Source organism: Agromyces salentinus (assembly GCF_009749395.1).
GTDB lineage: Bacteria > Actinomycetota > Actinomycetes > Actinomycetales > Microbacteriaceae > Agromyces > Agromyces salentinus.
Map to the genome: position 1 here is coordinate 188,209 of NZ_WBIR01000005.1, position 21,489 is coordinate 209,697.

19 protein-coding genes are annotated in these 21,489 nt (G+C 71.7%); 9 read left to right on the forward strand and 10 right to left on the reverse strand.

Annotation, left to right across the window (positions count from 1 at the left end; translation table 11 throughout):
* Nucleotides 1–44: 44 nt before the first annotated feature.
* Entirely contained in the window at nucleotides 45–2,318 is a 2,274-nt protein-coding gene (locus GQQ95_RS06680; RefSeq protein ID WP_157426876.1) for a glycoside hydrolase family 3 C-terminal domain-containing protein, read from the reverse strand.
* Nucleotides 2,319–2,474: 156 nt separating this feature from the next.
* The gene (locus GQQ95_RS06685) at nucleotides 2,475–3,791 is read right to left on the reverse strand and encodes an MFS transporter (protein WP_157426877.1); all 1,317 of its coding nucleotides are present in this window, start codon (nucleotides 3,789–3,791) and stop codon (nucleotides 2,475–2,477) included.
* Nucleotides 3,792–3,890: 99 nt separating this feature from the next.
* Between GQQ95_RS06685 and GQQ95_RS06690 the strand changes: the two genes are divergently transcribed.
* The 3 genes from GQQ95_RS06690 (at nucleotide 3,891) to GQQ95_RS06700 (ending at nucleotide 7,405) form a co-directional block, all read left to right on the forward strand.
* Nucleotides 3,891–4,475, forward strand: coding sequence for a TetR/AcrR family transcriptional regulator (locus GQQ95_RS06690; RefSeq protein WP_212275322.1), 585 nt, complete (start codon nucleotides 3,891–3,893; stop codon nucleotides 4,473–4,475).
* A gap of 91 nt (nucleotides 4,476–4,566) precedes the next feature.
* Nucleotides 4,567–6,114: a carboxylesterase/lipase family protein gene (locus GQQ95_RS06695; protein ID WP_157426878.1), complete on the forward strand. Its 1,548-nt coding sequence runs from the start codon at nucleotides 4,567–4,569 to the stop codon at nucleotides 6,112–6,114.
* A gap of 55 nt (nucleotides 6,115–6,169) precedes the next feature.
* A complete protein-coding gene (locus GQQ95_RS06700; protein WP_170296995.1) occupies nucleotides 6,170–7,405 on the forward strand; it encodes an ROK family transcriptional regulator in 1,236 nt (411 codons plus the stop codon).
* Between the two features lie 313 nt (nucleotides 7,406–7,718).
* Here the strand turns inward: GQQ95_RS06700 and GQQ95_RS06705 are convergent, their stop codons facing one another.
* Nucleotides 7,719–8,309, reverse strand: a complete 591-nt coding sequence (locus tag GQQ95_RS06705; protein ID WP_157426880.1) for a dihydrofolate reductase family protein — start codon at nucleotides 8,307–8,309, stop codon at nucleotides 7,719–7,721.
* A gap of 131 nt (nucleotides 8,310–8,440) precedes the next feature.
* Here GQQ95_RS06705 and GQQ95_RS06710 point away from each other — a divergent pair, with 131 nt between their 5' ends.
* A complete protein-coding gene (locus tag GQQ95_RS06710; protein WP_170296996.1) occupies nucleotides 8,441–9,322 on the forward strand; it encodes a helix-turn-helix transcriptional regulator in 882 nt (293 codons plus the stop codon).
* 40 nt (nucleotides 9,323–9,362) lie between these two features.
* Here GQQ95_RS06710 and GQQ95_RS06715 read toward each other — a convergent pair whose 3' ends face one another.
* The 3 genes from GQQ95_RS06715 to GQQ95_RS06725 all read right to left on the reverse strand — a co-directional run bounded on the left by GQQ95_RS06715 (nucleotide 9,363) and on the right by GQQ95_RS06725 (nucleotide 13,018).
* Complete coding sequence (locus GQQ95_RS06715) at nucleotides 9,363–10,583, reverse strand: MFS transporter (RefSeq protein ID WP_157426882.1); 1,221 nt, start codon at nucleotides 10,581–10,583, stop codon at nucleotides 9,363–9,365.
* Nucleotides 10,584–10,648: 65 nt separating this feature from the next.
* Nucleotides 10,649–11,416, reverse strand: coding sequence for a polyprenol monophosphomannose synthase (locus GQQ95_RS06720; protein WP_157426883.1), 768 nt, complete (start codon nucleotides 11,414–11,416; stop codon nucleotides 10,649–10,651).
* A gap of 87 nt (nucleotides 11,417–11,503) precedes the next feature.
* Nucleotides 11,504–13,018 (reverse strand): peptide MFS transporter, encoded by a 1,515-nt coding sequence (locus tag GQQ95_RS06725; RefSeq protein ID WP_157426884.1) that lies wholly within the window; start codon nucleotides 13,016–13,018, stop codon nucleotides 11,504–11,506.
* Between the two features lie 156 nt (nucleotides 13,019–13,174).
* Between GQQ95_RS06725 and GQQ95_RS06730 the strand changes: the two genes are divergently transcribed.
* Nucleotides 13,175–13,915 carry a DUF4097 family beta strand repeat-containing protein gene (locus GQQ95_RS06730; protein ID WP_170296997.1) on the forward strand — a complete coding sequence of 247 codons (741 nt, stop codon included), beginning with the start codon at nucleotides 13,175–13,177 and terminating at the stop codon, nucleotides 13,913–13,915.
* A 40-nt stretch (nucleotides 13,916–13,955) separates the two neighbouring features.
* On the opposite strand, the gene GQQ95_RS19430 is transcribed toward GQQ95_RS06730, so the two are convergent.
* Nucleotides 13,956–14,453, reverse strand: coding sequence for a CGNR zinc finger domain-containing protein (locus GQQ95_RS19430; protein ID WP_212275323.1), 498 nt, complete (start codon nucleotides 14,451–14,453; stop codon nucleotides 13,956–13,958).
* Between the two features lie 126 nt (nucleotides 14,454–14,579).
* Here GQQ95_RS19430 and GQQ95_RS06740 point away from each other — a divergent pair, with 126 nt between their 5' ends.
* Nucleotides 14,580–15,413 carry an alpha/beta fold hydrolase gene (locus tag GQQ95_RS06740; RefSeq protein WP_157426886.1) on the forward strand — a complete coding sequence of 278 codons (834 nt, stop codon included), beginning with the start codon at nucleotides 14,580–14,582 and terminating at the stop codon, nucleotides 15,411–15,413.
* Between the two features lie 188 nt (nucleotides 15,414–15,601).
* Nucleotides 15,602–16,405, forward strand: coding sequence for a hypothetical protein (locus tag GQQ95_RS06745; protein ID WP_157426887.1), 804 nt, complete (start codon nucleotides 15,602–15,604; stop codon nucleotides 16,403–16,405).
* Between the two features lie 43 nt (nucleotides 16,406–16,448).
* Here GQQ95_RS06745 and GQQ95_RS06750 read toward each other — a convergent pair whose 3' ends face one another.
* Both GQQ95_RS06750 and ggt read right to left on the reverse strand, forming a co-directional pair.
* A complete protein-coding gene (locus tag GQQ95_RS06750; RefSeq protein ID WP_157426888.1) occupies nucleotides 16,449–17,249 on the reverse strand; it encodes an LLM class F420-dependent oxidoreductase in 801 nt (266 codons plus the stop codon).
* Nucleotides 17,250–17,305: 56 nt separating this feature from the next.
* A complete protein-coding gene (gene ggt / locus GQQ95_RS06755) occupies nucleotides 17,306–19,204 on the reverse strand; it encodes a gamma-glutamyltransferase (protein ID WP_246205223.1) in 1,899 nt (632 codons plus the stop codon).
* Between the two features lie 240 nt (nucleotides 19,205–19,444).
* Between ggt and GQQ95_RS06760 the strand changes: the two genes are divergently transcribed.
* Nucleotides 19,445–19,882 (forward strand): Lrp/AsnC family transcriptional regulator, encoded by a 438-nt coding sequence (locus GQQ95_RS06760; RefSeq protein ID WP_157426889.1) that lies wholly within the window; start codon nucleotides 19,445–19,447, stop codon nucleotides 19,880–19,882.
* A gap of 2 nt (nucleotides 19,883–19,884) precedes the next feature.
* A complete protein-coding gene (locus GQQ95_RS06765; RefSeq protein ID WP_157426890.1) occupies nucleotides 19,885–20,268 on the forward strand; it encodes a GntR family transcriptional regulator in 384 nt (127 codons plus the stop codon).
* Nucleotides 20,269–20,292: 24 nt separating this feature from the next.
* On the opposite strand, the gene GQQ95_RS06770 is transcribed toward GQQ95_RS06765, so the two are convergent.
* A complete protein-coding gene (locus tag GQQ95_RS06770) occupies nucleotides 20,293–21,483 on the reverse strand; it encodes a RimK family alpha-L-glutamate ligase (RefSeq protein ID WP_157426891.1) in 1,191 nt (396 codons plus the stop codon).
* Between the last annotated feature and the right edge of the window lie 6 nt (nucleotides 21,484–21,489).

Here is a 21,489-nt window from a genome sequence, read left to right on the forward strand (position 1 = left end):
GCCCCTCCGAAGAGGGACGAGGCGCCGTGTCATGCTGCTGCGGGCTACGCGCCCTGCCCGTTCGAGGCGGCGATGAGTTGCTCGACCTGCTCCATCGTGACCGGCATGCCCGGGAACGACGCCAGGCGGCCGACCGGGAACGAGGCCATCATCTTGAACATCGCCGGGTCGCCCATGATCGCGCCCGCCGCCCCTCCGCCGTCGCCGCCCGTGAAGGCCGCGAGCACGATGGGACCGGCGACCGGGTGGGCGATGAGCTCGCCGATCGACGAGTTCATCGAGAGCGGCGCGCTGACCGCGTCACCCTCGACCTCCACGGTCGCGGCCGAGCGGATGTCGCGGCTCGACGCCCCGACCTCCACCGTGTACGAGCCGCCCTCGACGACCCACCGGTCGACCCGGGTGTCCCAGTACGCGAGGTCCTCGCGGCGCACGTGCACCGCGACCTCGCGCGACTCGCCCGCGGCGAGCGCGACCTTCGCGAAGCCCTTGAGCTCGCGCGGGGCGCGCACGACGGCCGAGCCGGCGAGCGAGGTGTAGACCTGCACGACCTCGGCGCCGTCGCGGTCGCCCGTGTTCGTCACGGTGACGCGCACCGTGAGGCCGGAGTCGTCGGCCGTGGCCGCGGCATCCGAGTACGCGAAGCTCGTGTACGACAGGCCGTGGCCGAACGGGTAGGTGACCTCGAGGTCGCGGGCGTCGTACCAGCGGTAGCCCACGAAGAGCCCCTCGCCGTAGCGCACGTGCCCGTGCTCCCCCGGGAAGTCGAGGAAGGCGGGGCTGTCGGCCAGGCGCACCGGCACGGTCTCCGTGAGGCGTGCCGAGGGGTTCACGACGCCGTAGAGCACGTCGGCCACCGCACCGCCGCCGGCCTGGCCGAGCAGCCAGCCCTCGAGGATCGCCGGTACCCGGTCGGCGAAGCCCGAAAGCCGCACCACGCCGCCGTTGGAGAGCACGACGACCACGCTCGCGTTGGCGGCGAGGACGGCGTCGAGCAGCTCGGTCTGCCCGGCGGGGAGCTCGAGGTCGTCGCGGTCGAAGCCCTCGGACTCCTGCTCGGCCGGGACGCCCAGGAAGAGCAGCACGGTCGAGGCGGCGGATGCCACGGCGACGGCCTCGGCCGTCAGCTCCTCCGACACCGAGGCATCGGAGGCGTACCCCGGGGCGAACGGCACGTCCGCGCCCGCGAGCGCGCGGATCTCGTCGAGCGCGTTGTCGAGACGCGTCGGGTTGATCTGCGACGAGCCGGCGCCCTGGTAGCGCGGCGTGCGGGCCAACTCGCCGATGACGGCGACGGAGGCGTCCGGCGCGAGCGGCAATACGCCGCCCTCGTTCTTCAGCAGCACGATCGACGCGGCGGCGACCTCACGGGCGAGGGCGTGATGGGCGTCGGCGTCGTACGCGGCATCCGCCTTCGCGTTGGCGACGACCTTCTGCACGAGCTCGACGTTGCGGCGGGCGCCGAGGTCGAGCACCGACTCCTCCAGCGAGCCGTCCTGCACGGCGGCGACGAGTTGGGCCTCGGTCCTGCCGCCGCTCGCCGGCATCTCGAGGTCGAGGCCAGCGACGAGGGCGTCGACGCGGGTGTTGACGGCTCCCCAGTCGGAGACGACGAGGCCCTCGAAGCCCCATTCGTCGCGCAGCACCGTCGCGAGCAGCCACGGGTCCTCCGACGTGTAGACGCCGTTGAGCCGGTTGTACGAGCACATGACGGTCCAGGGCTGCTCGTCCTCGACGACGCGCTGGAAGCCGCGCAGGTAGATCTCGCGGAGCGGCCGCTCGTCGATGTCGGCCGAGACGCGCATGCGGTCGGCCTCCTGGTTGTTGGCGGCGAAGTGCTTCAGCGAGGCGCCGACGCCCTGCGACTGCAGGCCGCGCACGAGCGCGGAGCCCAGCACGCCCGACACGATCGGGTCCTCCGAGAGGTATTCGAAGTTGCGGCCGCAGAGCGGCGAGCGCTTGATGTTGATGCCGGGGCCGAGCAGCACGCCGACGCCCTCGGCCTGCGCCTCCTCGCCGAGGGCGGTGCCCACCCGCTCGAGCAACTCGGGGTCGAACGACGAGCCGAGGGCCACGGCCGGCGGGAAGCAGGTCGCGGGCACGCTGTCGCCGATGCCGAGGTGATCGCTCTCGGCGCGCTGCAGGCGCACGCCGTGCGGTCCATCGGTCAGCAGGATCGACGGGATGCCGGCCCGGTCGATCGACTTCGTGGTCCAGAAGTCGGCGCCGCTCGTGAGCGAGGCCTTCTCCTCGAGGGTGAGGCCCGCGACGACCTCTTCGGCGGATGCCTCGGTGGCGGTGTTCACGGTGTCGGTCATGGTGCTCCTTCACATGCCGGCGATGGGCGCCGGCCTCTCTGGGTCGAGGTTACGAGGCGGGTCGCGCGGTGGGCGCGCCCGTGGTCGGTGCGGCTCGCCGGAACAGGGGGCCGAGCATTCGACGATGCGTGGCGGGCGTGCCCGCGGCATCCGCCATCACTTCACCGCCTTGATCGGCCAGACGGCGAACGCACCGAGGACCGAGAGCACGATGGCGACGGGGAAGAGCCCCTCGAAGCCGAACGCGAGCACGATCGCGCCGGCGACGCCGGGGGCGAGGGTCTGCGGCAGGGTCGCCGCGATGTTGACCACGCCGAGGTCCTTCGCGAAGGACTTCGCCGAGGGCAGCACCTCGCTCATGAGGGCCGTGTCGACGGCCTGGAACATGCCGAAGCCGAGACCGGAGATGAAGGTCATGATCATCCAAGCGGTGAGGTCGGGCCAGACCCACGGCAGCAGGAAGGCGAGGCCGGTCACGGCCGACGACACGAAGACGAAGATCTTCCGGCGACCGATCTTGTCCGAGAGCGGGCCGGAGACGATGGTCGCGATCAGGATGCCCGCGAGGCTGATGAGCCCGAGCACGGGGATGACGTCCTGCGGCCGCTCGACGCCGAAGTAGTCGGTGAGGAGGTAGAGCTGGAAGCCGGTGACGGCGAAGTACCCCGTGTAGAGCAGCAGGCGGCCGGTGAACGCCCAGAAGAAGTCGGGGTGCTTGATCGGGCTGACCCAGAAGGTGCGCAGGAAGTCCGCGAACCTGAACGGCTCGACCTCGAGGTCCTTCGACGAGTGGTCGGGGTTGAAGACGATGAACAGGGTGAGCATGACGAGCGAGAACGCCGCGAACGTGAGGTATCCGGCCGTGATGCTGCCGTAGAAGAGCGAGCCGATGACCTGGCCGCCGAGCGCGCCGACCATGAGGCCGATGCCCGAGAGCGTGGCGAACGTGCCGCGCCGCTTGACGGGCACGCGGTCGGGCATGACGGCGCTGAGCGGGCCCTGCGCGAAGTTGTAGGTGATCTGCACGAGCGTCCAGGCGATGACGATGCCGACGAGGCTGTTCGCGAAGGCGAGGCCGACGAGGGCGAGGCCGCCGGCGAGCGAGCCCAGGAAGATCCACGGCGCGCGACGACCGAACCGCGAGCGCGTGCGGTCCGAGACCTGGCCTGCGATGGGCTGGGCGATCATCGAGAAGAACGCGCCGATCGTCATGACGATCGCGAGGTTGCCGATCTTGTCGGCCTCGCCGAACTGGGCGGCGACCTGCGCGGGGAGGAGGATCCCGGGCACCGCGCCCCAGATGAGGAAGATGGCGAGGTTGGCCGGGATGATCCAGCCGAGGAGGCGTCGGACGCCGGTGATGGGAGCGGGCGGGTCGTCGTGGCCCGCGGCTTCCTCGATGAAGGCGATGGGCTGCTCGGGTTCTTCTGGGCGGTGCTCTGCTGCGGGGCTGGGGGTCGACGCCGTCGTCATGTGGTCTCGGGTTCTCTCGGAGCCTCCTCATCGAGGCTGGTCAGGAAACCATACGTCGCTCGGTTTTGGTTTGCAAGGGCGAGTCCGTAGCATTCCCCTATGGCACCACGGGGTTCGTACGCAAAGGGCATCGCCAAGCGCGAGGAGATCCTCACCACCGCGCTCCACGTCATCGCCCGCAACGGGTACCGGCGCACGAGCGTGAAGGAGCTCGCCGATGCCGTGGGCCTCAGCCAGGCCGGGCTGCTGCACTACTTCTCCTCGAAGGAGGAGCTCTTCCAGGAGGTCCTCCGCAAGCGCGACGAGGTGGACATGGCGGCGTACGGGCTCGAGGTCGAGCGCCCGATCGAGTCGTTCGTCGAGGTGATCCGGCACAACAGCGAGGTGCCGGGACTCGTGCAGCTCTACGCCCAGCTCTCCACCGAGGCCGCCGACGCGACGCATCCGGCGCATGCGTTCTTCGTCGAGCGATACGTGCAGTTCCGCGGCACCTTCGGAGGCATGCTCCGAGACGAGCAGCAGGCCGGCCGCCTGGACCCCGACCTCGACCTGGACCGCATCGCGAACCTCTTCATGGCCGCCGCCGATGGCCTCCAGACCCAGTGGATGCTCGACCCCTCGATCGACATGGCCGAGCACATCGAGTACCTGTGGCAGCTCGTCAGCCGCAACGCCGCGGGTTGAATTCGCGACCGGTGGCGCGCATACTCAACACCGAGCGTCACTAGGCTTTCACCGCCGCGGTGCGCGCCCCCTGCTCACCGAAGAGGAGACCATGTCGATCCACCCCGCTTCCATCGATGCCCGCGTCGAGGTCGACACGATCGCCGGCCGTGTCCGCGGCGCCTGGCGCGGCGAACCCGGTACGCCCGGGGCATCCGCAGCCTTCCTCGGCATCCCGTTCGCCGAGGCGCCCGTCGGCGACCTCCGCTTCGCCGCGCCCGTCCCGAAGGCGCCCTGGGAGGGCGTGCGCGACGCGCTCGAGTTCGGCGCGACCGCGCAGCGCGGCGACCCCGGCGTGACCCTCATCCCCGAGCCGAGCGTGCCCGGCGACTCGACGCTGAACGTCAACGTGTTCACGCCCCGGCCGGAAGGCACGGCTGCGAGCGTGCCGCCGGGTGACGGGAGCACGGGGAGCACGGCCGCCGGCCTGCCCGTGCTGGTCTGGATCCACGGCGGCGGCTACTTCGCCGGCTCGCCCGCGAGCCTCTGGTACGACGGTGCCCGCTTCAACCGCGACGGCGTCGTCACCGTCAGCATCTCGTACCGCCTCGGGTTCGACGGCTTCGGATGGATCGCGGATGCCCCGTCGAACCGCGGCGTGCGCGACTGGCTGCTCGCGCTCGAGTGGGTGCAGCAGAACATCGCCGCGTTCGGCGGCGACCCCTCGCGCGTGACGATCGCCGGGCAGTCGGCCGGCGGCGGCGCCGTGCTCACCCTGCTCGGCATGGAGGCGGCCCAGCACCTCTTCCACGGCGTCTACGCGATCTCGGGCGCCCTCGCCGATGTGAGCCCCGACCGCAGCGAGGCGTTCGGGCGAGGACTCGCAGCCGCGGCCGGCGTCGAGCCGACCCGCGGCGGCTTCTCGACCCTGCCCGAGGAGCGCATCCTCGAACTGCAGAAGAAGGCCACCGAACTCGGCCCCGACTCGCTCGCGTCGATGCTCACCGAAGGGCTGCCGCTCGGGCCGGCGATCGACGGCGACCTGCTCCCCCGGTCGACCCGCGAGTCGATCAGGGCCGGCGTCGGCGCCGACAAGCCGCTCGTCCTCGGCGCCACCGACGACGAGTTCACGATGGCCTTCGCCGAGGCGGAGCGGAAGCTGCGATGGATCCCCAAGTCGGTGGTGCTGCGAAAGCTCGGCCTCTCGAAGTCGGCGATGAAGCCCTACCTCGCGGCGAACGCGGACATCGCCCGCAAGGGCACCGCACGCATCGCCGGGCGGTACCTCACCGACATGATGTTCCGCACCTCCGTCGTCGGGCTGGTCGGCCTCCGCGGGGACGCACCGGAGCACGCGCCGACTTGGGTGTACCGGTTCTCCTGGCCCTCGGGCCGGTTCGGGTTCGCCGAGCACTGCCTCGACGTGCCCTTCTTCTTCGACTGCCTCGATTCGATCGCGATCGAGCCGCTCGCCGGGCCCAACCCGTCGCAGACCCTCGCCGACGAGGTCCACGGCGGCGCCGTCGCCTTCATCGAGCGCGGCGACCCCGGATGGCCTCGGTACACGGATGCCGCACGCGCGACGCGCGTCTACGACGACCCGTCGTCGGTGGTCTCCGACGGCTACGCCTCGGTCGCCTCGCTGCTGGCCCCGGCCTGACAACCCCCCGAACGGGGTACGTGACCCGCGGGGCATCCGGCAGCATGCTTGCGACATGACACCCGGCGATACGACGGTCCCGACCATCACCGGCCCCCTTGACACCCACCGCGAGCAATCCGCCCTCGTCGTCGAGCATCTCGTGACGCACGGCACCGCCACGCGCAGCGAGCTCGTGAACGCCACGGGCCTCGGGCGCGGCACCGTCGCGGGGCTCACGGCTCGGCTGCTCGACGCGGGCGTCATCCGGGAGTCGGGCGACGCCCACGGCGACGGCCGGTCGACGCCGCTGACGCTGGCGGGCGGCGATCGCGTGCTCGTCACCGCGCACCTGGCGCTCGACGATGCCGTCGCCACCGTCGCGAGCCTCGGAGGGGACGAGGTGGCGAGGTTCACCGAACCGCTGCCGACGCCGAGCGCCGAGCCGCCGTCGAGCCCGCTCACGCCGCTCGCCGTGGTGCTCTCCCGCGCGATCGCCCGGGCGGAGCGCTCGGGGCACCGTGTCGCCGACGTGAGCGTGCTCGTCGACGGCGCCATCGTCGGCTCCCCCGCCGTCGTCATCATGGACGCCCGCTTCGGAGCCGAGCCGGTCGACGTGCTCGGCGGGCTCCGCGCGACAGTTCCCGGCCTGGCCGAGGTTGAGGCGGCACTGCCGTTGCCCATGCGCATGGCCCCCGCGGCCGGAGCCGCCGCCGGCGTGGAGCTCGACGCCCTGCCCGGCATCGCCGACGTGCTCCACCTCGACGGCGACGTCTCGGTGGCGGCAGCGGCCATCGCCGCCGGCCAGCCGTTGCGCGGCGCACACGGGCTCGGGGCGACGTTCGGCCACCTGCCGATCGTGCCCGGGGGGCTGCGGTGCCGGTGCGGGCAGCAGGGCTGCCTCGCCACGGTCGCGGCGCCCGAGGTCGTGCTCGAGCGGGCGGGCCTGGCGGGCTATGCCGCGACGGACGGTCGCGCGGCCGCCCTCGAGGAGCTCGTCCTGCGCATCCACGAGGCCGAGGACCGAGCCCGCTGGGCCTGGCTCGATGCCGCCCACTGGATCGGCCGCACGCTCCAGGTCGTGGTGCCCACGATCGACCCGGCGGTCGTCGTCGTCGGCGGCTACTGGGCGGGGTTCGTGGGCGACATCCGCAGTGCCATGCAGGGCAATCGCCCGAGCGTGGGCAACGGGGCGATCAGTGCGATCCCCGTGTTCTCGCCGGCGTCAGGCGGCCTCGATGCGGCGCTCGTCGGCGCCCGCCGACAGGCGCGCGAGCGGCTGGTCGCCGATCCGCTGCTCCTCGTGGGCTGAGGCGGCGGGGCGCTGTTCCTCGCGAGCTGAGGCGGCCGCGCGCGCCGGTCGCCGGGAGCGATTGCGGGTTGCCTTCGGACGCGGTGTCCGACAGACTCCAAGGACGTATCACCCGAATGGGGGTCACGGACGACCGAACGGCGGGTCGCGGTGCCGACGACGAGGTGCACCGTCGCTCATCTCGAGCACGCGCCGGCAGTGAGGAGCACGACATGAGCAGCCCCGACATCGACCCGGCCTCGACGCATATCCCCGCCATCGAATCGGTCGACATCACGGCGTACCTGCCGAACCCCGAAGACGAGCCCTCCGCCTAGGAGTCGCCCGTTCCGGCGTCCGTTCGGGCGCGCTTCGGGCGGTAGGTCCGGCCGAAGCTGCGTTCGGCCCCCTCGTAGATCTCGACGAGCTCCCAGTCGACCCGGCGTCCGCCCGGGACGTCGAAGATGCGCGTCCCGTCACCGAGGAACACCGGCGCCACGAAGACCTGGAGCTCGTCGATGAGGTCGTGCTCGAGGGCCTGACGGGCGATGTCGGCGCTGATGATCTGGACGTCCCGGTCACCGGCGATCTCACGCGCACGGCGGATCGCCTCGACGACGTCGCAGTCCAGGGCGATGACCGACGGGTCGTCGGCGAGCTCCTCGGGACGGTGCGTGAGGATGAACTCGGTCCCCGACCACGCCCCGCCGTACGCCTCGGAGGTCATCTCGTCGCGCTCGTCGCGCTGAGCCCTCGCGGCGTCGTAGCCCGAGCGGCCCGAGATGATCACCGCGACCTCGCCCGCCATGCGCTCCGTGGTGCCCTCGGCGAGCGGCTCGCCCGCGGAGAGCCAGCTCATGTCGTGCCCGGGTCCGGCGATGAAGCCGTCGATCGAACAGGTGAATCCCCAGGCGACCTTGCCCATGTCTCTCCTCGCGGTGCTCGGTGACGCACGCCCCTCGGCGCTTCGATGCTAACCCCGAGGGGATGTCGCCTCCAGGCCGATCGACCGCGACATCCGGGAATGGATCGCGCATCGAGGCGATTGCACCACCCATGTGCAGGATCACGCCGTCGCCGCAGCCTCCGGGCTCGGTCGACGACGCCGACACGATCGCACGGCTCCTCGAGCACCTGAGGTGGTCGATGATCGAGTACTCGCACCGCGACCTCGCCGGCGGCGAGGTCCGACGCGACGAGCACGCCGTCACGAGGTTCCACGTCGTCGTCGCGGGCGTCGTCGAGCTCGCGCGCGGCGACGAGACGGTGACCCTCCATCGCGGCGACATCGCGCTCCTGCCGCAGGGCGGCCCGAGCCGGCTGACCGCCCTGGAGGACGCGCAACTCCTGAGCGCCAGCATCGCGCTGCTCGCGCCGCATCCGACGATGACACGGGCCATGCCGCCCGTCCTCGCCGCCTACGGGTTCGGACGGGCCGAGCCGGCCTTCTCCGGCCTCCTCCACACGATGCACCTCGAGGCATCCGCCGCACGCCCGGGTTCCGGCACCGTGCTCGCCGGGCTGACCGATGTCGGGATCTCGGCCGCGGTGCGGTTCTGGCTCGAGCACGGCTGCGGGACCGCCCGCGGATGGCTCGCGGCCGCACGCGACCCGAACGTCGGCGACGCCCTGGCCGCAATCCACGAGGATCCGGGCACCAGGTGGACCGTCGCCTCCCTCGCCCGCATCGCCCGCGCCTCGCGCTCGCAGTTCGCGGAGCAGTTCCGCGACGCGGTCGGCGACACCCCGGCCCGCTACGTCACGCGCATCCGCATGGCGCAGGCCGAGCGGATGCTCCGCGACGGCGAACCCGTGAGCGGCATCGCCTACCGTCTCGGCTACGACAGCGAGGAGGGGTTCAGCCGCGCCTTCCGCCGCCACAGCGGCGTCGCGCCGAGCCTGTGGCGACGGACCGCGCTCCTGCAGCCCGTCGCCTGAACCGGCCGTCCCTCGCAGGGTGGCGAGCTCGGACAGCCCGTCAGCGAGCCTTCGCCGAGGCGAGCACCACGCCGCCGATGACCGCGGTGACGCCACCGCCGAGCAGCGCGGCCTGCACGCCGACCGAGTCCACGAGGACCCCGCCGACGGCGGCACCGATCGTGATCGCCGTCTGGAAGGCCGCGACCACGAGACCGCCCGCGCTCTCGAGGCGGTCGGGCGCGACGCGGGCCATCCAGGTCTGGACCATCGTCGGGATGGCCCCGAAGCCGGCACCCCACACGACGACCGCGATCACCGAGACGACGGGGTCGGAGCCCCACAGCGCATAGAGGATGGTCGCGGCGCCGATGGCGGATGGCGCCCCGATCACGAGCACGTGCAGGGCCCGGTCGGCGAGCGGCCCCGCCGCCAGGTTGCCGACGAAGGAGGCGACGCCGAAGGCCGCCAGCAGCAGCGCGAGCGTCGCGGGCGTCACGCCGCCGATCTCCTCGAAGGCCGGACGGAGGTAGGTGAAGCCGGCGAAGTGTCCGCCGGCGATGAGCACGATCGACACGACGCCGAGCGCCACCACCGGCCGCGCCGCCGTGCGCACGAGGGTCCGGAAGCTCGGCGACCCGGTCGGCGGGACCGAGGGCAGGGTCAGCACCTGCACCGCCAGCGCGATGACGCCGACGGCCGCCGCTCCGAGGAACACCGTGCGCCAGCCGATGAGCTCGCCGAGGATGGCGCCCGCGGGAACCGCGGCGATCGTCGCGAGCGTGAGCCCGGTGTTGACCACCGTCATGGCGCGCCCGAGCCGGTCGGCGGGCACGAGCTGCGAGGTCACGGCGAGGGACATGGCCCAGAACCCCGAGATCGCGAGGCCGAGCAGGAGCCGCGAGGCGAGCATGAGGCCGAACACGGGCGCGACGGCCACGAGCACGTTCGAGATGACGGCGAGCGCGGTGAGGCCGACCATGACCCAGCGGCGGTCGACCCGCGGCAGCGCCGAGACGACCAGAGGTCCGCCGATGATGCCGATGATGCTCGTCGCGGTGACGAGCTGGCCGGCCGCTCCCTCGGTCAGCCCGAGGTCGGCGGCGATCGGGGAGAGCAGGCTCGCGGGCAGGAACTCGCTCGCCACGAGCGTGAAGATGCCGAGGCCGAGCGAGACGACGCCCGCCCAGGAGGCGCGACGAGGGCCGGAGGCCTCGCCGTGGGGGCCTGCGTCTCCGGGCGTCGCGGAGATGACCGTGGTGCTCGCGGTGTTCGTGGACATGGGTCTCCTTCAGGTGGAGACTCCACCCTCCCGGAGCAGCGACCGCACCGCCCGACCGTTCGTCGTCAGGACCCGACGAATCGTCCGGATGATGCGGGACGGCGACGGAACAGCCCGGCGATGCCCCATCCGGTCACCCTGAGCATCGCCTCGACGATGATCATCGGGCTCATCTTCGAGCGGCCACGGGCCCGCTCCACGAACGTGATGGGCACCTCGACGACGACGAGCCCGGACTGGCTCGCGTGCCAGAGCATGTCGACCTGGAAGCCGTAGCCGCGCGTGTGCACGTCCTCGAGGCGGATGGCGCGCAACGCCGACGCCCGGAACGCCCGGTACCCGGCGGTGACATCGCGGATCGGCAGACGGAGGATGGTGCGCGCGTAGGCGCTGCCCCACCGGGAGAGGAGCTCGCGATACCTCGGCCAGTTCTCGATGCGGCCGCCAGGGATCCACCGTGACCCGATCACGAGGTCGACGCGCCGGCCCGCGGCATCCGGCATCTCGAGGGCGCCGAGCAGGGAGTGAAGCTGCTCGGGCAGGTGCGAGCCGTCGGCGTCGAGTTGCACGATCGGGTCGAAGCCGCGCTCGAGCGCCCAGGCGAACGCGGCGAGGTACGCGGCCCCGAGGCCGTCCTTCGCGGTGCGATGCAGCACGTGCACGGCGCCGTCATCGGCCGCGAGGCCCTCGGCGATGTAGCCCGTCCCGTCGGGCGAGCTGTCGTCGACCACGACCACGGAGGCGTCGGGAACGGCGGCCCTGACCCGGGCGACGGTCTCGGCGATGTTCTCGCGTTCGTTGTACGTCGGGATCACGACGAGGGCGCGCGACATCCGTACTCCCCTCGTGCGTGCTCGCCAATCTTAACCGGGCGGAGCCCTGCGCAGTTCTCAGGGGCCGTTGACCTCGGCGCACCGCGGTCAGCGCACGCCCGCCATGAGGCGCAGCACCGGCTTGCGGCCGAGCCACAGGCCCGCACCGAGCACGATCGCGATGGCGCCGAGCACGCCGAAGTAGGTCGCCTCGTTCACGACCGTGTAGAAGCCGGCCAGCAGTCCGGCGATGGACGAGCCGAGCGCGACCGAGAGGAAGAACAGCGCCACCATCTGGGTGTGGAACACCCCTGGCGCCAGCTTCGTGGCCACCGACAGGCCGACGGGCGAGAGCAGCAGCTCGGCGACGGTGAACACGAACAGGATCAGCACCATCCAGAGCAGCGGCGTCGAGTTCGCGCCCCCGCCGGCGAACGGCAGGAACAGCAGGAACGCGACGCCCATGAGCGCCGTGCCGAGGGCGAACTTGATGGGCGTCGACGGCTGGCGATCGCCGAGCTTCGTCCAGATCGCGGCGAACACCCCCGAGAGCACGATGATGAAGATCGGGTTGATCGACTGCACCCACGGCACCGGCATCTCCCAGCCGAAGATGCTGCGGTTCAGCTGCTCGTCGGCGTAGATCGTGAGCACGGTGAACTGCTGCTGGTAGAGCGACCAGAACGCGACGCTGGCGATGAACAGCGGGATGAACGCGTAGACGCGGCTGCGCTCGGTCGAGGTGATGCGGCTGCTTCGCAGGATCACCACGAAGTACGAGACCGCGGCGACGACCGTGGCACCGATCACCCAGGTGACAAGGTTGCCGGCGTTCACGAGCCCGGTGAGCACGAGCACCACGATGACGAGCACCGCGGCGATCGCGACGCCGATCACGAGCCCTCGGCGCGAGCGCGGCAGCGGGTTCGGGACGACGGATGCCACGGCCGGCAGGCCCTTGCGCCCGAACGCGTACTGGATGAGGCCGAGCGCCATGCCGACCGCGGCGACGGCGAAGCCCCAGTGGAAGCCCCAGGTCTCCTGGACGAGTCCGGTGATGAGCGGCCCGAGGAACGCCCCGAGGTTGATGCCGAGGTAGAAGAGCGAGAAGCCGGCGTCGCGTCGCGGGTCGTGCTCGGAGTAGAGGGTGCCGACCACGCTCGTGGCGTTGGCCTTCAGGCCGCCCGAGCCGAACGCCACGAGCACGAGCCCGACGCCGACCCCGAGGAACCCGGGCAGCGCGGCGAGCGCGATGTGCCCGGCCATGATCACGACGGCGCTGGTGAAGAGCACGCGCTCGGAGCCGAGCAGGCGGTCGGCGATCCACGCGCCGAGGATCGTCGAGAGGTAGACGGCGCCGCCGTACGCGCCGACGATGCCGGCCGCGGCGGCCTGGTCCATGCCGAGTCCGCCGTCGGAGACGGTGTAGTACAGGTAGAGCAGCAGGATGCCCTGCATGCCGTAGAAGCTGAACCGCTCCCACATCTCGACGCCGAAGATGTGCACGAGTGGTCGTGGCTGCCCGAAGAAGCCGTGGTCCCCCGAGGTGTCGCGCCCGTCGTCGACGGCGACCGGCTCGGCCGATCCGTGCTCCCCCGAGGCAGGTCCGATGCCGCTGCCCATGGGGGCAGCCTAGACCTCCTCGGGCGGATGCCGCGAGCGATCGGCCGGCTCGCGGCCCCCGCTCGGCCCGGCGGACCCGGGGGCATGCCCCCGTGCGGCGGCCACGGCGATGTCGCTACCGTCGAGGACAGGGCGCACGCCCGCGGGGGGAGAACGATGAGTCGAGCAGGACGGGCGATCGCGACGGGTGTCGTCGTCGCGACGGTGGCCGTGCTGCTCGGGGGGTGCGGATTCCTGTCGCCGCCCGAGCGGTTCAGGGACGCGGCGACGCTCGACGCCGTGGTGCGGACGGTCGAGATCGACGAGCCCGACGGGCGGGTGACCGTGAAGGGGGTCGAGGGCGCCACCGGCATCGAGGTGGCCCGCACCGTCTCGTACCGCGACGACCGAACGGTCGGCGCGACGGCCGAGGTCGTCGACGACGTGCTCGTGCTGAGCGGGTGCGGCCGCAACTGCACCATCGACTACACGGTCGAGCTGCCGGCGGGCGTCGACGTGCGCGGGGACACCTCGAACGGCGCGATCCGGCTCATCGGGGTGAACGAGGTCGACGTCTCGACGAGCAACGGGGCCATCCGACTCGACGACGTCACCGGCGCGGTCGAGGCCGAGACGAGCAACGGGCGCATCGAGGGTCGCGGCCTCGCCGGCGCCGGCATCCGGGTCTCGACCTCGAACGGCGGCATCGAGCTGCGGCTCTCCGCCCCGCAGGACGTGCACGCGCGCTCCTCGAACGGCGCGATCGACCTCGACGTGCCGACCGGCGAGGCCGGGTACCGGGTCACGACCGACACCTCGAACGGTTCGGTCGACGTCGACATCGACGAGGACTCCGACGGCGAGTTCGAGCTCGACCTCGCGACGTCGAACGGGTCGATCACCGTCACCGGTCGCTGACGTCGGAGTCGTCGGAGTCGCCGGGTGGGCGCCGCGGCGCTCAGTCGGCGGCGAGCCGCGACTTCGCGTAGTGCCGCCGGGCCTTCTCGCGGTTGCCGCACAGTTCCATGGAGTGCCACTTCCGCGCGTTCGCACGACTCTCGTCGATGAGGAAGTGCTGGCAGTCGGAGGCCGCGCACGGCCGGATGCGGGAGCCATGCTCGGTCTGGAGCGATGCCCACTCGGCGATCGCCATGGCGCCCACGACTCGGGCGGGGTCGATCTCGTCGACCCAGTCGAGGCCATCCTCGCGAAGGCTGGCGCGCTTGCGCATCGCGCCGGCCCAGGGCTCGAGTTGCGCGGCATCCGCTTCGCCCCTGAGGAAGGGCACGAGCGCCGAACGCGCCGCGCGCGCATCGCCGACCTCGTCGCCCGTGCCGCTCAGCCCGTGGGATCGCAGCCACTCGGATGCCGCGGCGTCGTCGTCGAGCTCGTCGCGCACGCCGTCGGGGTAGACGAGTCGCGAGTTGACGAGGTCGAGGAGCAGGGAGTCGGTCATGGGTCTCGATTCAGCTGATATTTCTAACCATATTAGCGCACTAGACAAGTTGGAATCCTGGCGCTATGGTTTCGTTATAACCACTTCAACCGGGGAAGCCGGTTAGAACCCAACGAGGAGCAGGACATGTCGACCATCACCGTCGGAACCGAGAACACCACCCCCATCGAGCTCTTCTACGAGGACCACGGCAGCGGCCAGCCCGTCGTGCTCATCCACGGCTACCCGCTGAACGGCCGCTCGTGGGAGAAGCAGTCGGCCGCCCTCCTCTCCGCCGGCTACCGCGTCATCACCTACGACCGCCGCGGGTTCGGGCTCTCGAGCCAGCCGACCACCGGCTACGACTACGACACGTTCGCCGCCGACCTCAACGTGATCCTCGAGACCCTCGACCTGCGCGACGTCGTGCTCGTCGGGTTCTCGATGGGCACCGGCGAAGTCGGCCGCTACCTCAGCACCTACGGCAGCGAGCGCGTCGCGAAGGCGGGCTTCCTCGCATCGCTCGAGCCGTTCCTGCTGCAGACCGACGACAACCCCACCGGCGTGCCCGCAACGGTCTTCGACGGCATCTTCGAGGCCGCGACCACCGACCGCTACGCCTGGTTCGACGACTTCTACCAGAACTTCTACAACCTCGACGAGACCCTCGGCAGCCGCATCAGCGAGGCCGCCGTGCGCGCCAGCTGGAACGTCGCCGCGAGCGCCTCGTGGTTCGCCTCCTCCGCCGTCGTGCAGTCCTGGCTGACCGACTTCCGCAGCGACATCGAGAAGATCGACGTGCCGGCCCTCATCCTGCACGGCACGGCCGACCGCATCCTCCCCATCGACGCGACGGCTCGCGAGTTCGCCAAGCGCCTCCCCTCTGCCGACTACGTCGAGATCGAGGGCGCCCCCCACGGCCTGCTCTGGACCCACGGCGCCGAGGTCAGCGAGGCCCTCCTAGCCTTCCTCGCCAAGTAGTCGGGGCCGGTCGGCCCTCACGACGGCGAACGCCCCCGGCACGTCCGGGGGCGTTCGCCGTGTCTCGCAGCAGTCGTGGGTGAATCCGGCCGGGCACGCGCCATTGCCCCGGCCGCCCCGCTGGGGCATCCTGAACACGACCGGAGCGGTTCGCGAAGCCACCGCCGCCCCGGGTGACGGAGGATGCCGTGCCAGAACCCGACGACGACCTCGCCCGCCTGCAGCGCATCGCGTTCGGCTCGGGTTCCTCGGAGGCCGAACGGGCGGATGCCGCGCGCGAGCTCGACGCGCGACGCGCGGCCGCATCCGTCGGCGAACCGGGTCCCGGCGATCCGACGGTCGAGCACGATCACGTCGCGGCGACTCCCACGGGCACGGATGCCGCGACGGTAGCCCTCGCTCCCGGCGAGCCGCCCACGTCGGCCGGTCTTCGGTGGCTGCGGCTCGTGATCGGCGTGGGCGCGGCGACCCTCGTCGTCGGCCTCCTCGCGGGATGGCAGCTCGGAGCTTCGCAAGTGCGGGAGCAGTCGCCCGCGGTCGGGCCGTCGGCAACCCCGTACGACGGCCCGCGAACGCTCGCCGAGTACCTCGACACCCTGCCGCGCGCGCTCGAGAGCCGCGCGGCGGAGGTCTTCAGCCGGCCACTCACGGCCGACGACGTGCCCGACGGGCTGAGCATGTACGACGCGGCCACCGGCAGCCCGGAGTACCGGCTGCTCGCCACGACGAAGGAGGGCGTCCGGATGTACGCCTCCCGCGACGACCTCGACCTCTGCCTGACGGTCACGACCCCCGCCGGCGCCGGCATCGAGGCGACCGGCATGGTCGCCTGCACCGAGGACGGCCTGTTCCCGGAGGCCGGGCTCGCCCTCGACGCCTCCGCCGTGCGCGAGGTGACGGATGCCGACGGCTCGACGAGCTTCGTGCTGACGTCGTTCCTGGTCACCTGGAAGGCCGACGGCTCGCTGTCGTTCGGGCCGCCCCAGGGGTAGCCCTCCGGGAGCAGCCCCCGCGGCGGCATCCGAGCGGCGGGGCTCAGCCGTTCTTCGCGTCGCGCCAGGCGAGGTACTCGCGCACGGCCGTGAGGTCGTAGTCGGGTCCGCTGATGCCGAGCGTGAAGAGGCGCACTCCGGCGTCGTACAGGGCGTCGGCGTGCTCGAGGTCGGCGGTGCCGCGGGAGAGCTCGTTCGACACCGTGATCTGCGAGACGTCGCGGCCGACCTCGTCGCCCCACTTGGCGAGCACGTCGAGCTTGCGGCCGAGCTCGTCGGGCGCCACGAAGGAGTGCCAGATGTCGGCGTGCTGGGCCACGATGCGGAGCGTCTTCTGCTCGCCCTTGCCGCCGATCATCACCGGGATCTTGCGGGTGGGCGCCGGGTTGAGCTTCGCCCAGCGGGCCTCGATGCGCGGCAGGGCGTCGGCGAGCGCGTTCAGGCGTCCGCCCACCGTGCCGAATTCGTAGCCGTACTCGTCGTAGTCGCGCTCGAACCATCCGGAGCCCGTGCCGAAGATGAAGCGGCCCTCGCCGCCCTTCGCGCTGATGTGATCGAGCGTGCGGGCCATGTCGGCCTGCAGGTCGGCGTTGCGGTACGAGTTGCAGTTCACGAGCGTGCCGAACTCGAGGCGCTCCGTCTGCTCGGCCCACGCCCCGAGCATCGTCCAGGCCTCGAAGTGCAGGCCCTCGCGGTCGCCGCTGAGCGGGAAGAAGTGGTCCCAGTTGAAGACGATGTCGGCGCCGAGCTCCTCGAGGCGGAGCACCGTGTCGCGGATCGCGGTGTACTGGGCGTGCTGGGGCTGCACCTGGATGCCGAGGCGCACGGGAGAGGTAGGGCTCATGCATCAAGCCTAGGCATTGGCGGGCCGCACCCGGCCTCCTCGGCAGGATTGACGCATCACCGGCGTGGCCGGACCACGAGCCCGGTGCCCCCGCCGCGGCGCACGGGCTCCGCGGCCGCCGTCATCGTGCCGTCGGGGGCCACCTCGATGGCCGCGGCGGCGCCGATCTGCGAGGCGGACGTGAACCGGTCGCCCGATGGCGTGAACGAGTGGCCGTACGCGCCGAGCGCTCCGCCGTAGGCGTCGATGAACTCCGGCTCGGCCGGTGTGACCGCGGCGTTGCGCTGCGAGGCACGGGGGGCCGCCACGGCTTCGGGCAGCGTCATGCCGAGATCGATGCGGTTGAGCAGGATCTGCGTGACGGTCGTGATGATCGTCGCGCCGCCCGGGGAGCCGAGCACGTACCGCACCTCATCGCCGTCGAGCACGATCGTCGGCGACATCGAGGATCGCGGCCGCTTGCCGGGCTCGATGCGGTTCGGGTCGGCCTCGTTGTACACGGTCGAGAAGTCGGTCAGCTCGTTGTTGAGCAGGAACCCCCGGCCGGGCACCGTCATCGCCGATCCGCCGGTCTGCTCGATCGTGAGCGTGTACGCGACGGCGTTGCCCCACTTGTCGACGACGGAGAGGTGGGTGGTGGACACGTTCTCGGTGTCGGTCGGCTCCGCGGCATCCGCCGTGGCGCAGCCGACGGCGTCCAACGCGCCGGGTGCGACCGGTCGGACCGAGGCGGCGGACGGGTCGATGGTGCAGTCGCGGGCGTCGGCGAAGTCCTGGCTCAGCAGCGTCTCGGTCGGCACGTCGACGAAGGCGGGGTCGCCGACGTAGGCGTTGCGGTCGGCGAAGGCGCGGGCCGTGGCCTCGAGGAACAGGTGCAGGCTCTGCGCGCTCGCCTCGGGGGTCTCGCCCGACAGGTCGTGGTTCTCGAGGATGTTCAGCGATTCGCCGACCGTGGTGCCGCCCGACGAGCTCGGCGCCATGCCGTAGACGTCGAGTCCGCGGTACTCGACATGGGTCGGCGCCTGCTCGACGACCTCGTAGGCGGCGAGGTCGGCCGCCGTCAACGTGCCGGGCGGGGCCGGCAGCGGCGACGCCGGGTCCTTCCGGGGATTCTGCACCACGTCCGCGATCTCGCGGGCCAGGCGTCCCTCGTAGAAGGCGTCGGTGCCGCGCAGGGCGATGAGCGCGAGCGTCTTCGCGAGGTCGGGATTGCGGAAGGTCGTGCCGACGACCGGGGCATCGCCGCCGGGCAGGAAGAGCTTCGCCGTGTCGGGGAACGCCGCGAACCGCGCCTTGTTGTCGAGCGTCTGGCTGCGGAACGTCTCGTCGACCGTGAATCCCGCCGCGGCGACCGCGATCGCCGGCGCGAGCATCTTCGGCAGCCGCTTCGAGCCGAACCGGTCGAGCGCCGCCTCCCAGGTCGCGAGCGTGCCGGGCACGCCGACCGAGACGCCGGACGAGACGAGCTCGGGCGTGAACCGGTAGGGCTGCCCGGTCGCCGGGTCGATGAACGCGTCGGTCGGCATCGCGGCCGGGGCGGTCTCGCGTCCGTCGATCGTGGCGACCTCGCCGGTCTTCGCGTCGAAGTGCACGAAGTACCCGCCGCCGCCGATGCCGGCGCTGTAGGGCTCCGTGACCCCGAGCGCCGCGGCGGTGGCGACGGCGGCATCGGCCGCGTTGCCGCCGTGTCGCAGCACCTCGAGGCCGATGCGGCTGGCGACCGCGTCGACGGAGGAGACGGCTCCGCCGGACCCGACCGAGGTCGCCTGCGGTTGCGGCGACCATCGGGACCCAGCGGATGCCGCGCCCGCCGTCGCGCCGGATCGCGCGTCGGCGTTCGTGGCCGGAGCCGACGGCGGTGCCGCCGTGGCCGGAGCCCCGACGGCCAGCAGGCCGGCGACGGCGACCGCCGCGATCGAGAACGTGAGTGCGCGACGCGTCGCCATCTGGTGCATGGAGTCCCCCTCGAAACATGACACTGGCCGATGCGGTTACGCTACGCCGCGGCATCCGCACGGCGCCAGGGGTTGCGGGGCGTCTGCGGCCATGGAAGGCTTCTCGGCCCGGCGCTCCGAGGGTCTCGTGCACCGCTGCGGGCCGCGATCAACCCTCGCAGGTGAGCGACCCTCGGCGCTCGCGCAACTTTCGCGCGTCAAGGGGTATTCTCACGCAACCGATCGTCGTACACTCCGAGGATGGACAACCTCGATCGCGCCATCCTCGACCTCCTCCGGCAGAACGCCCGCGCCGGCTACGGCGACATCGGGTCCTCCGTCGGCCTCTCGGCATCGGCCGTCAAGCGACGCGTCGACCGGCTCGTCGCCGACGGCGTCATCCGCTCGTTCACCATCCAGGTCGACCCCGCAGTCGACGGCATGTCGACCGAGGCCTACGTCGAGCTGTTCTGCCGCGGCACCGTCGCGCCCGACGAACTGCAGCGCATCCTCCAGGGCGTGCCCGAGGTCATCTACGCGGGCACCGTTACCGGCAGCGCCGACGCGATCGTGCAGATCCGCGCGCGCGACATCGCCTCGCTCGAGGACGCGCTCGAGCGCGTGCGCGTCGCCCCCAACGTCGATCACACCCGAAGCGCGATCGTGCTTTCCCGGCTGGTCAACCGCAGCAGGGACTGACGATGACGGATGCCGCGGCGGGGCCCGCGTTCACCATCGACGCCGAGGCATCCGCACCGCCCTTCGAGCAGGTTCGGCGCCAGGTCGTCGACGGCGTCTCCGACGGCACGCTCTCCCCCGGCACGCGGATGCCCACCGTGCGCGCCCTGGCGGCGCAACTGGACCTCGCCGTCAACACGGTCGCCAAGGCGTACCGCGCGCTCGAGGCCGACCACGTCATCGAGACCCGTGGACGCGCGGGCACCTTCGTCGCGGCGACCGGAGATGCGGCCACCCGTGAGGCGCAGGAGGCGGCGATCGTCTACGCCGATCGGGCGCACCATCTCGGCCTCGCCGACGCCGACGCTCTCGCGCTCGTCGAGGCGGCGCTCCGCGCGAAGCGGTGAGCCGAGCGGCGGAGCGCCATCGGCTCACCCCTCGGGGATCGGCTCCTTCGGCAGGCGGCGCACCTTGGCACGACGCTTGCGGCGCTCGGGGATCATCGAGCGCATCTCCTCGAGGCGTCCGAAGCAGAGCAGCCGGTCGCCCGACTCGAGCACGACGCTGCCGCGCGGGTTCGGCACCACGTTGGCGCCGCGGTGCAGGGTCAGCACGCTGATGTCGCGGTCGGCGAGCCCCGACTCCCGGAGCGGCTTGCCCACCAGGTCGGCGTTGCCGTGCACGAGCAGCTCGGCCACGCCGTAGCCCGTCGAGACCGTGAGTCGCTGGCGCACGTCGATCTCGGGGAACGCGACCTGGTTGGCCATGTAGTCGATGATCGCGCCGGCGACGTCGAGGTTCGTCGCCGTCTCGATGCCCTGCAGGCCCGGCGACGAGTTCACCTCCATGACGAGCGGGCCGTCGTTGCCCTCGAGCATGTCGACGCCCGCGACCTTGAGGCCCATGATCTGCGCCGAGCGCACGGCGGCGAGCTCGTACTCGGGGTCGAGCTCGACGGGCTCGACGGTGCCGCCGCGGTGCACGTTCGAGCGGAACTCGTCGCCGCTCGCGACACGGCGCATGGCCGCCACCACGCGGTCGCCGACCACGAGCGCACGGATGTCGCGGCCGCGGCTCTCGGCGATGAACCGCTGGATCAGCACGTTCTGCTTCGTCGAGTGCAGCGTCTCGATGATCGCCTCGGCGACCTTGACCTGCGGCGCGAGGATGACGCCGATGCCCTGGGTGCCCTCGAGGAGCTTGATGACCACGGGTGCGCCGCCGACCCGCTCGATCGCCGGGCGCACGTCGGCGCGGTCGCGCACGAACGCCGTCGCGGGCATGCCGATGTTGTGGCGCGAGAGGATCTGGTTGGCGCGGAGCTTGTCCCGCGCGTTCGTGATGCCGTTCGCGGTGTTCGGCGTGTAGACATCCATCTGCTCGAACTGGCGGACGACCGCGGTGCCGAAGTACGTGATCGAGTTGCCGATGCGCGGCAGGATCGCGTCGTAGTCGCTCAACTGCCGGCCGCGGTACTGCAGGTCGGGATCGGGGCCCGTGAGGTCGATCGCGAACCGCAGGGTGTTCAGCACCTTGACCCGGTGCCCGCGCTGCAGCGCCGCAGCACGGAGTCGTTGGGTCGAGTACGCCTGCGGGGCACGCGAGAGAATCGCAAGTTTCAAGGTCGG

Bases quoted from the DNA above. Each gene is read 5' to 3' on its own strand.
- GQQ95_RS06700 (WP_170296995.1), top strand. From the start codon at position 6,170: ATGACACCCGGCGATACGACGGTCCCGACCATCACCGGCCCCCTTGAC.
- GQQ95_RS06725 (WP_157426884.1), bottom strand. From the start codon at position 13,018: ATGGGCAGCGGCATCGGACCTGCCTCGGGGGAGCACGGATCGGCCGAG.
- GQQ95_RS06765 (WP_157426890.1), top strand. From the start codon at position 19,885: ATGACGGATGCCGCGGCGGGGCCCGCGTTCACCATCGACGCCGAGGCA.
- GQQ95_RS06715 (WP_157426882.1), bottom strand. From the start codon at position 10,583: ATGTCCACGAACACCGCGAGCACCACGGTCATCTCCGCGACGCCCGGA.
- GQQ95_RS06705 (WP_157426880.1), bottom strand. From the start codon at position 8,309: ATGGGCAAGGTCGCCTGGGGATTCACCTGTTCGATCGACGGCTTCATC.
- GQQ95_RS06750 (WP_157426888.1), bottom strand. From the start codon at position 17,249: ATGAGCCCTACCTCTCCCGTGCGCCTCGGCATCCAGGTGCAGCCCCAG.
- GQQ95_RS06680 (WP_157426876.1), bottom strand. From the start codon at position 2,318: ATGACCGACACCGTGAACACCGCCACCGAGGCATCCGCCGAAGAGGTC.
- GQQ95_RS19430 (WP_212275323.1), bottom strand. From the start codon at position 14,453: ATGACCGACTCCCTGCTCCTCGACCTCGTCAACTCGCGACTCGTCTAC.
- GQQ95_RS06730 (WP_170296997.1), top strand. From the start codon at position 13,175: ATGAGTCGAGCAGGACGGGCGATCGCGACGGGTGTCGTCGTCGCGACG.
- GQQ95_RS06710 (WP_170296996.1), top strand. From the start codon at position 8,441: ATGTGCAGGATCACGCCGTCGCCGCAGCCTCCGGGCTCGGTCGACGAC.
- GQQ95_RS06720 (WP_157426883.1), bottom strand. From the start codon at position 11,416: ATGTCGCGCGCCCTCGTCGTGATCCCGACGTACAACGAACGCGAGAAC.
- GQQ95_RS06695 (WP_157426878.1), top strand. From the start codon at position 4,567: ATGTCGATCCACCCCGCTTCCATCGATGCCCGCGTCGAGGTCGACACG.
- GQQ95_RS06690 (WP_212275322.1), top strand. From the start codon at position 3,891: ATGGCACCACGGGGTTCGTACGCAAAGGGCATCGCCAAGCGCGAGGAG.
- GQQ95_RS06760 (WP_157426889.1), top strand. From the start codon at position 19,445: ATGGACAACCTCGATCGCGCCATCCTCGACCTCCTCCGGCAGAACGCC.
- ggt (WP_246205223.1), bottom strand. From the start codon at position 19,204: ATGCACCAGATGGCGACGCGTCGCGCACTCACGTTCTCGATCGCGGCG.
- GQQ95_RS06740 (WP_157426886.1), top strand. From the start codon at position 14,580: ATGTCGACCATCACCGTCGGAACCGAGAACACCACCCCCATCGAGCTC.
- GQQ95_RS06685 (WP_157426877.1), bottom strand. From the start codon at position 3,791: ATGACGACGGCGTCGACCCCCAGCCCCGCAGCAGAGCACCGCCCAGAA.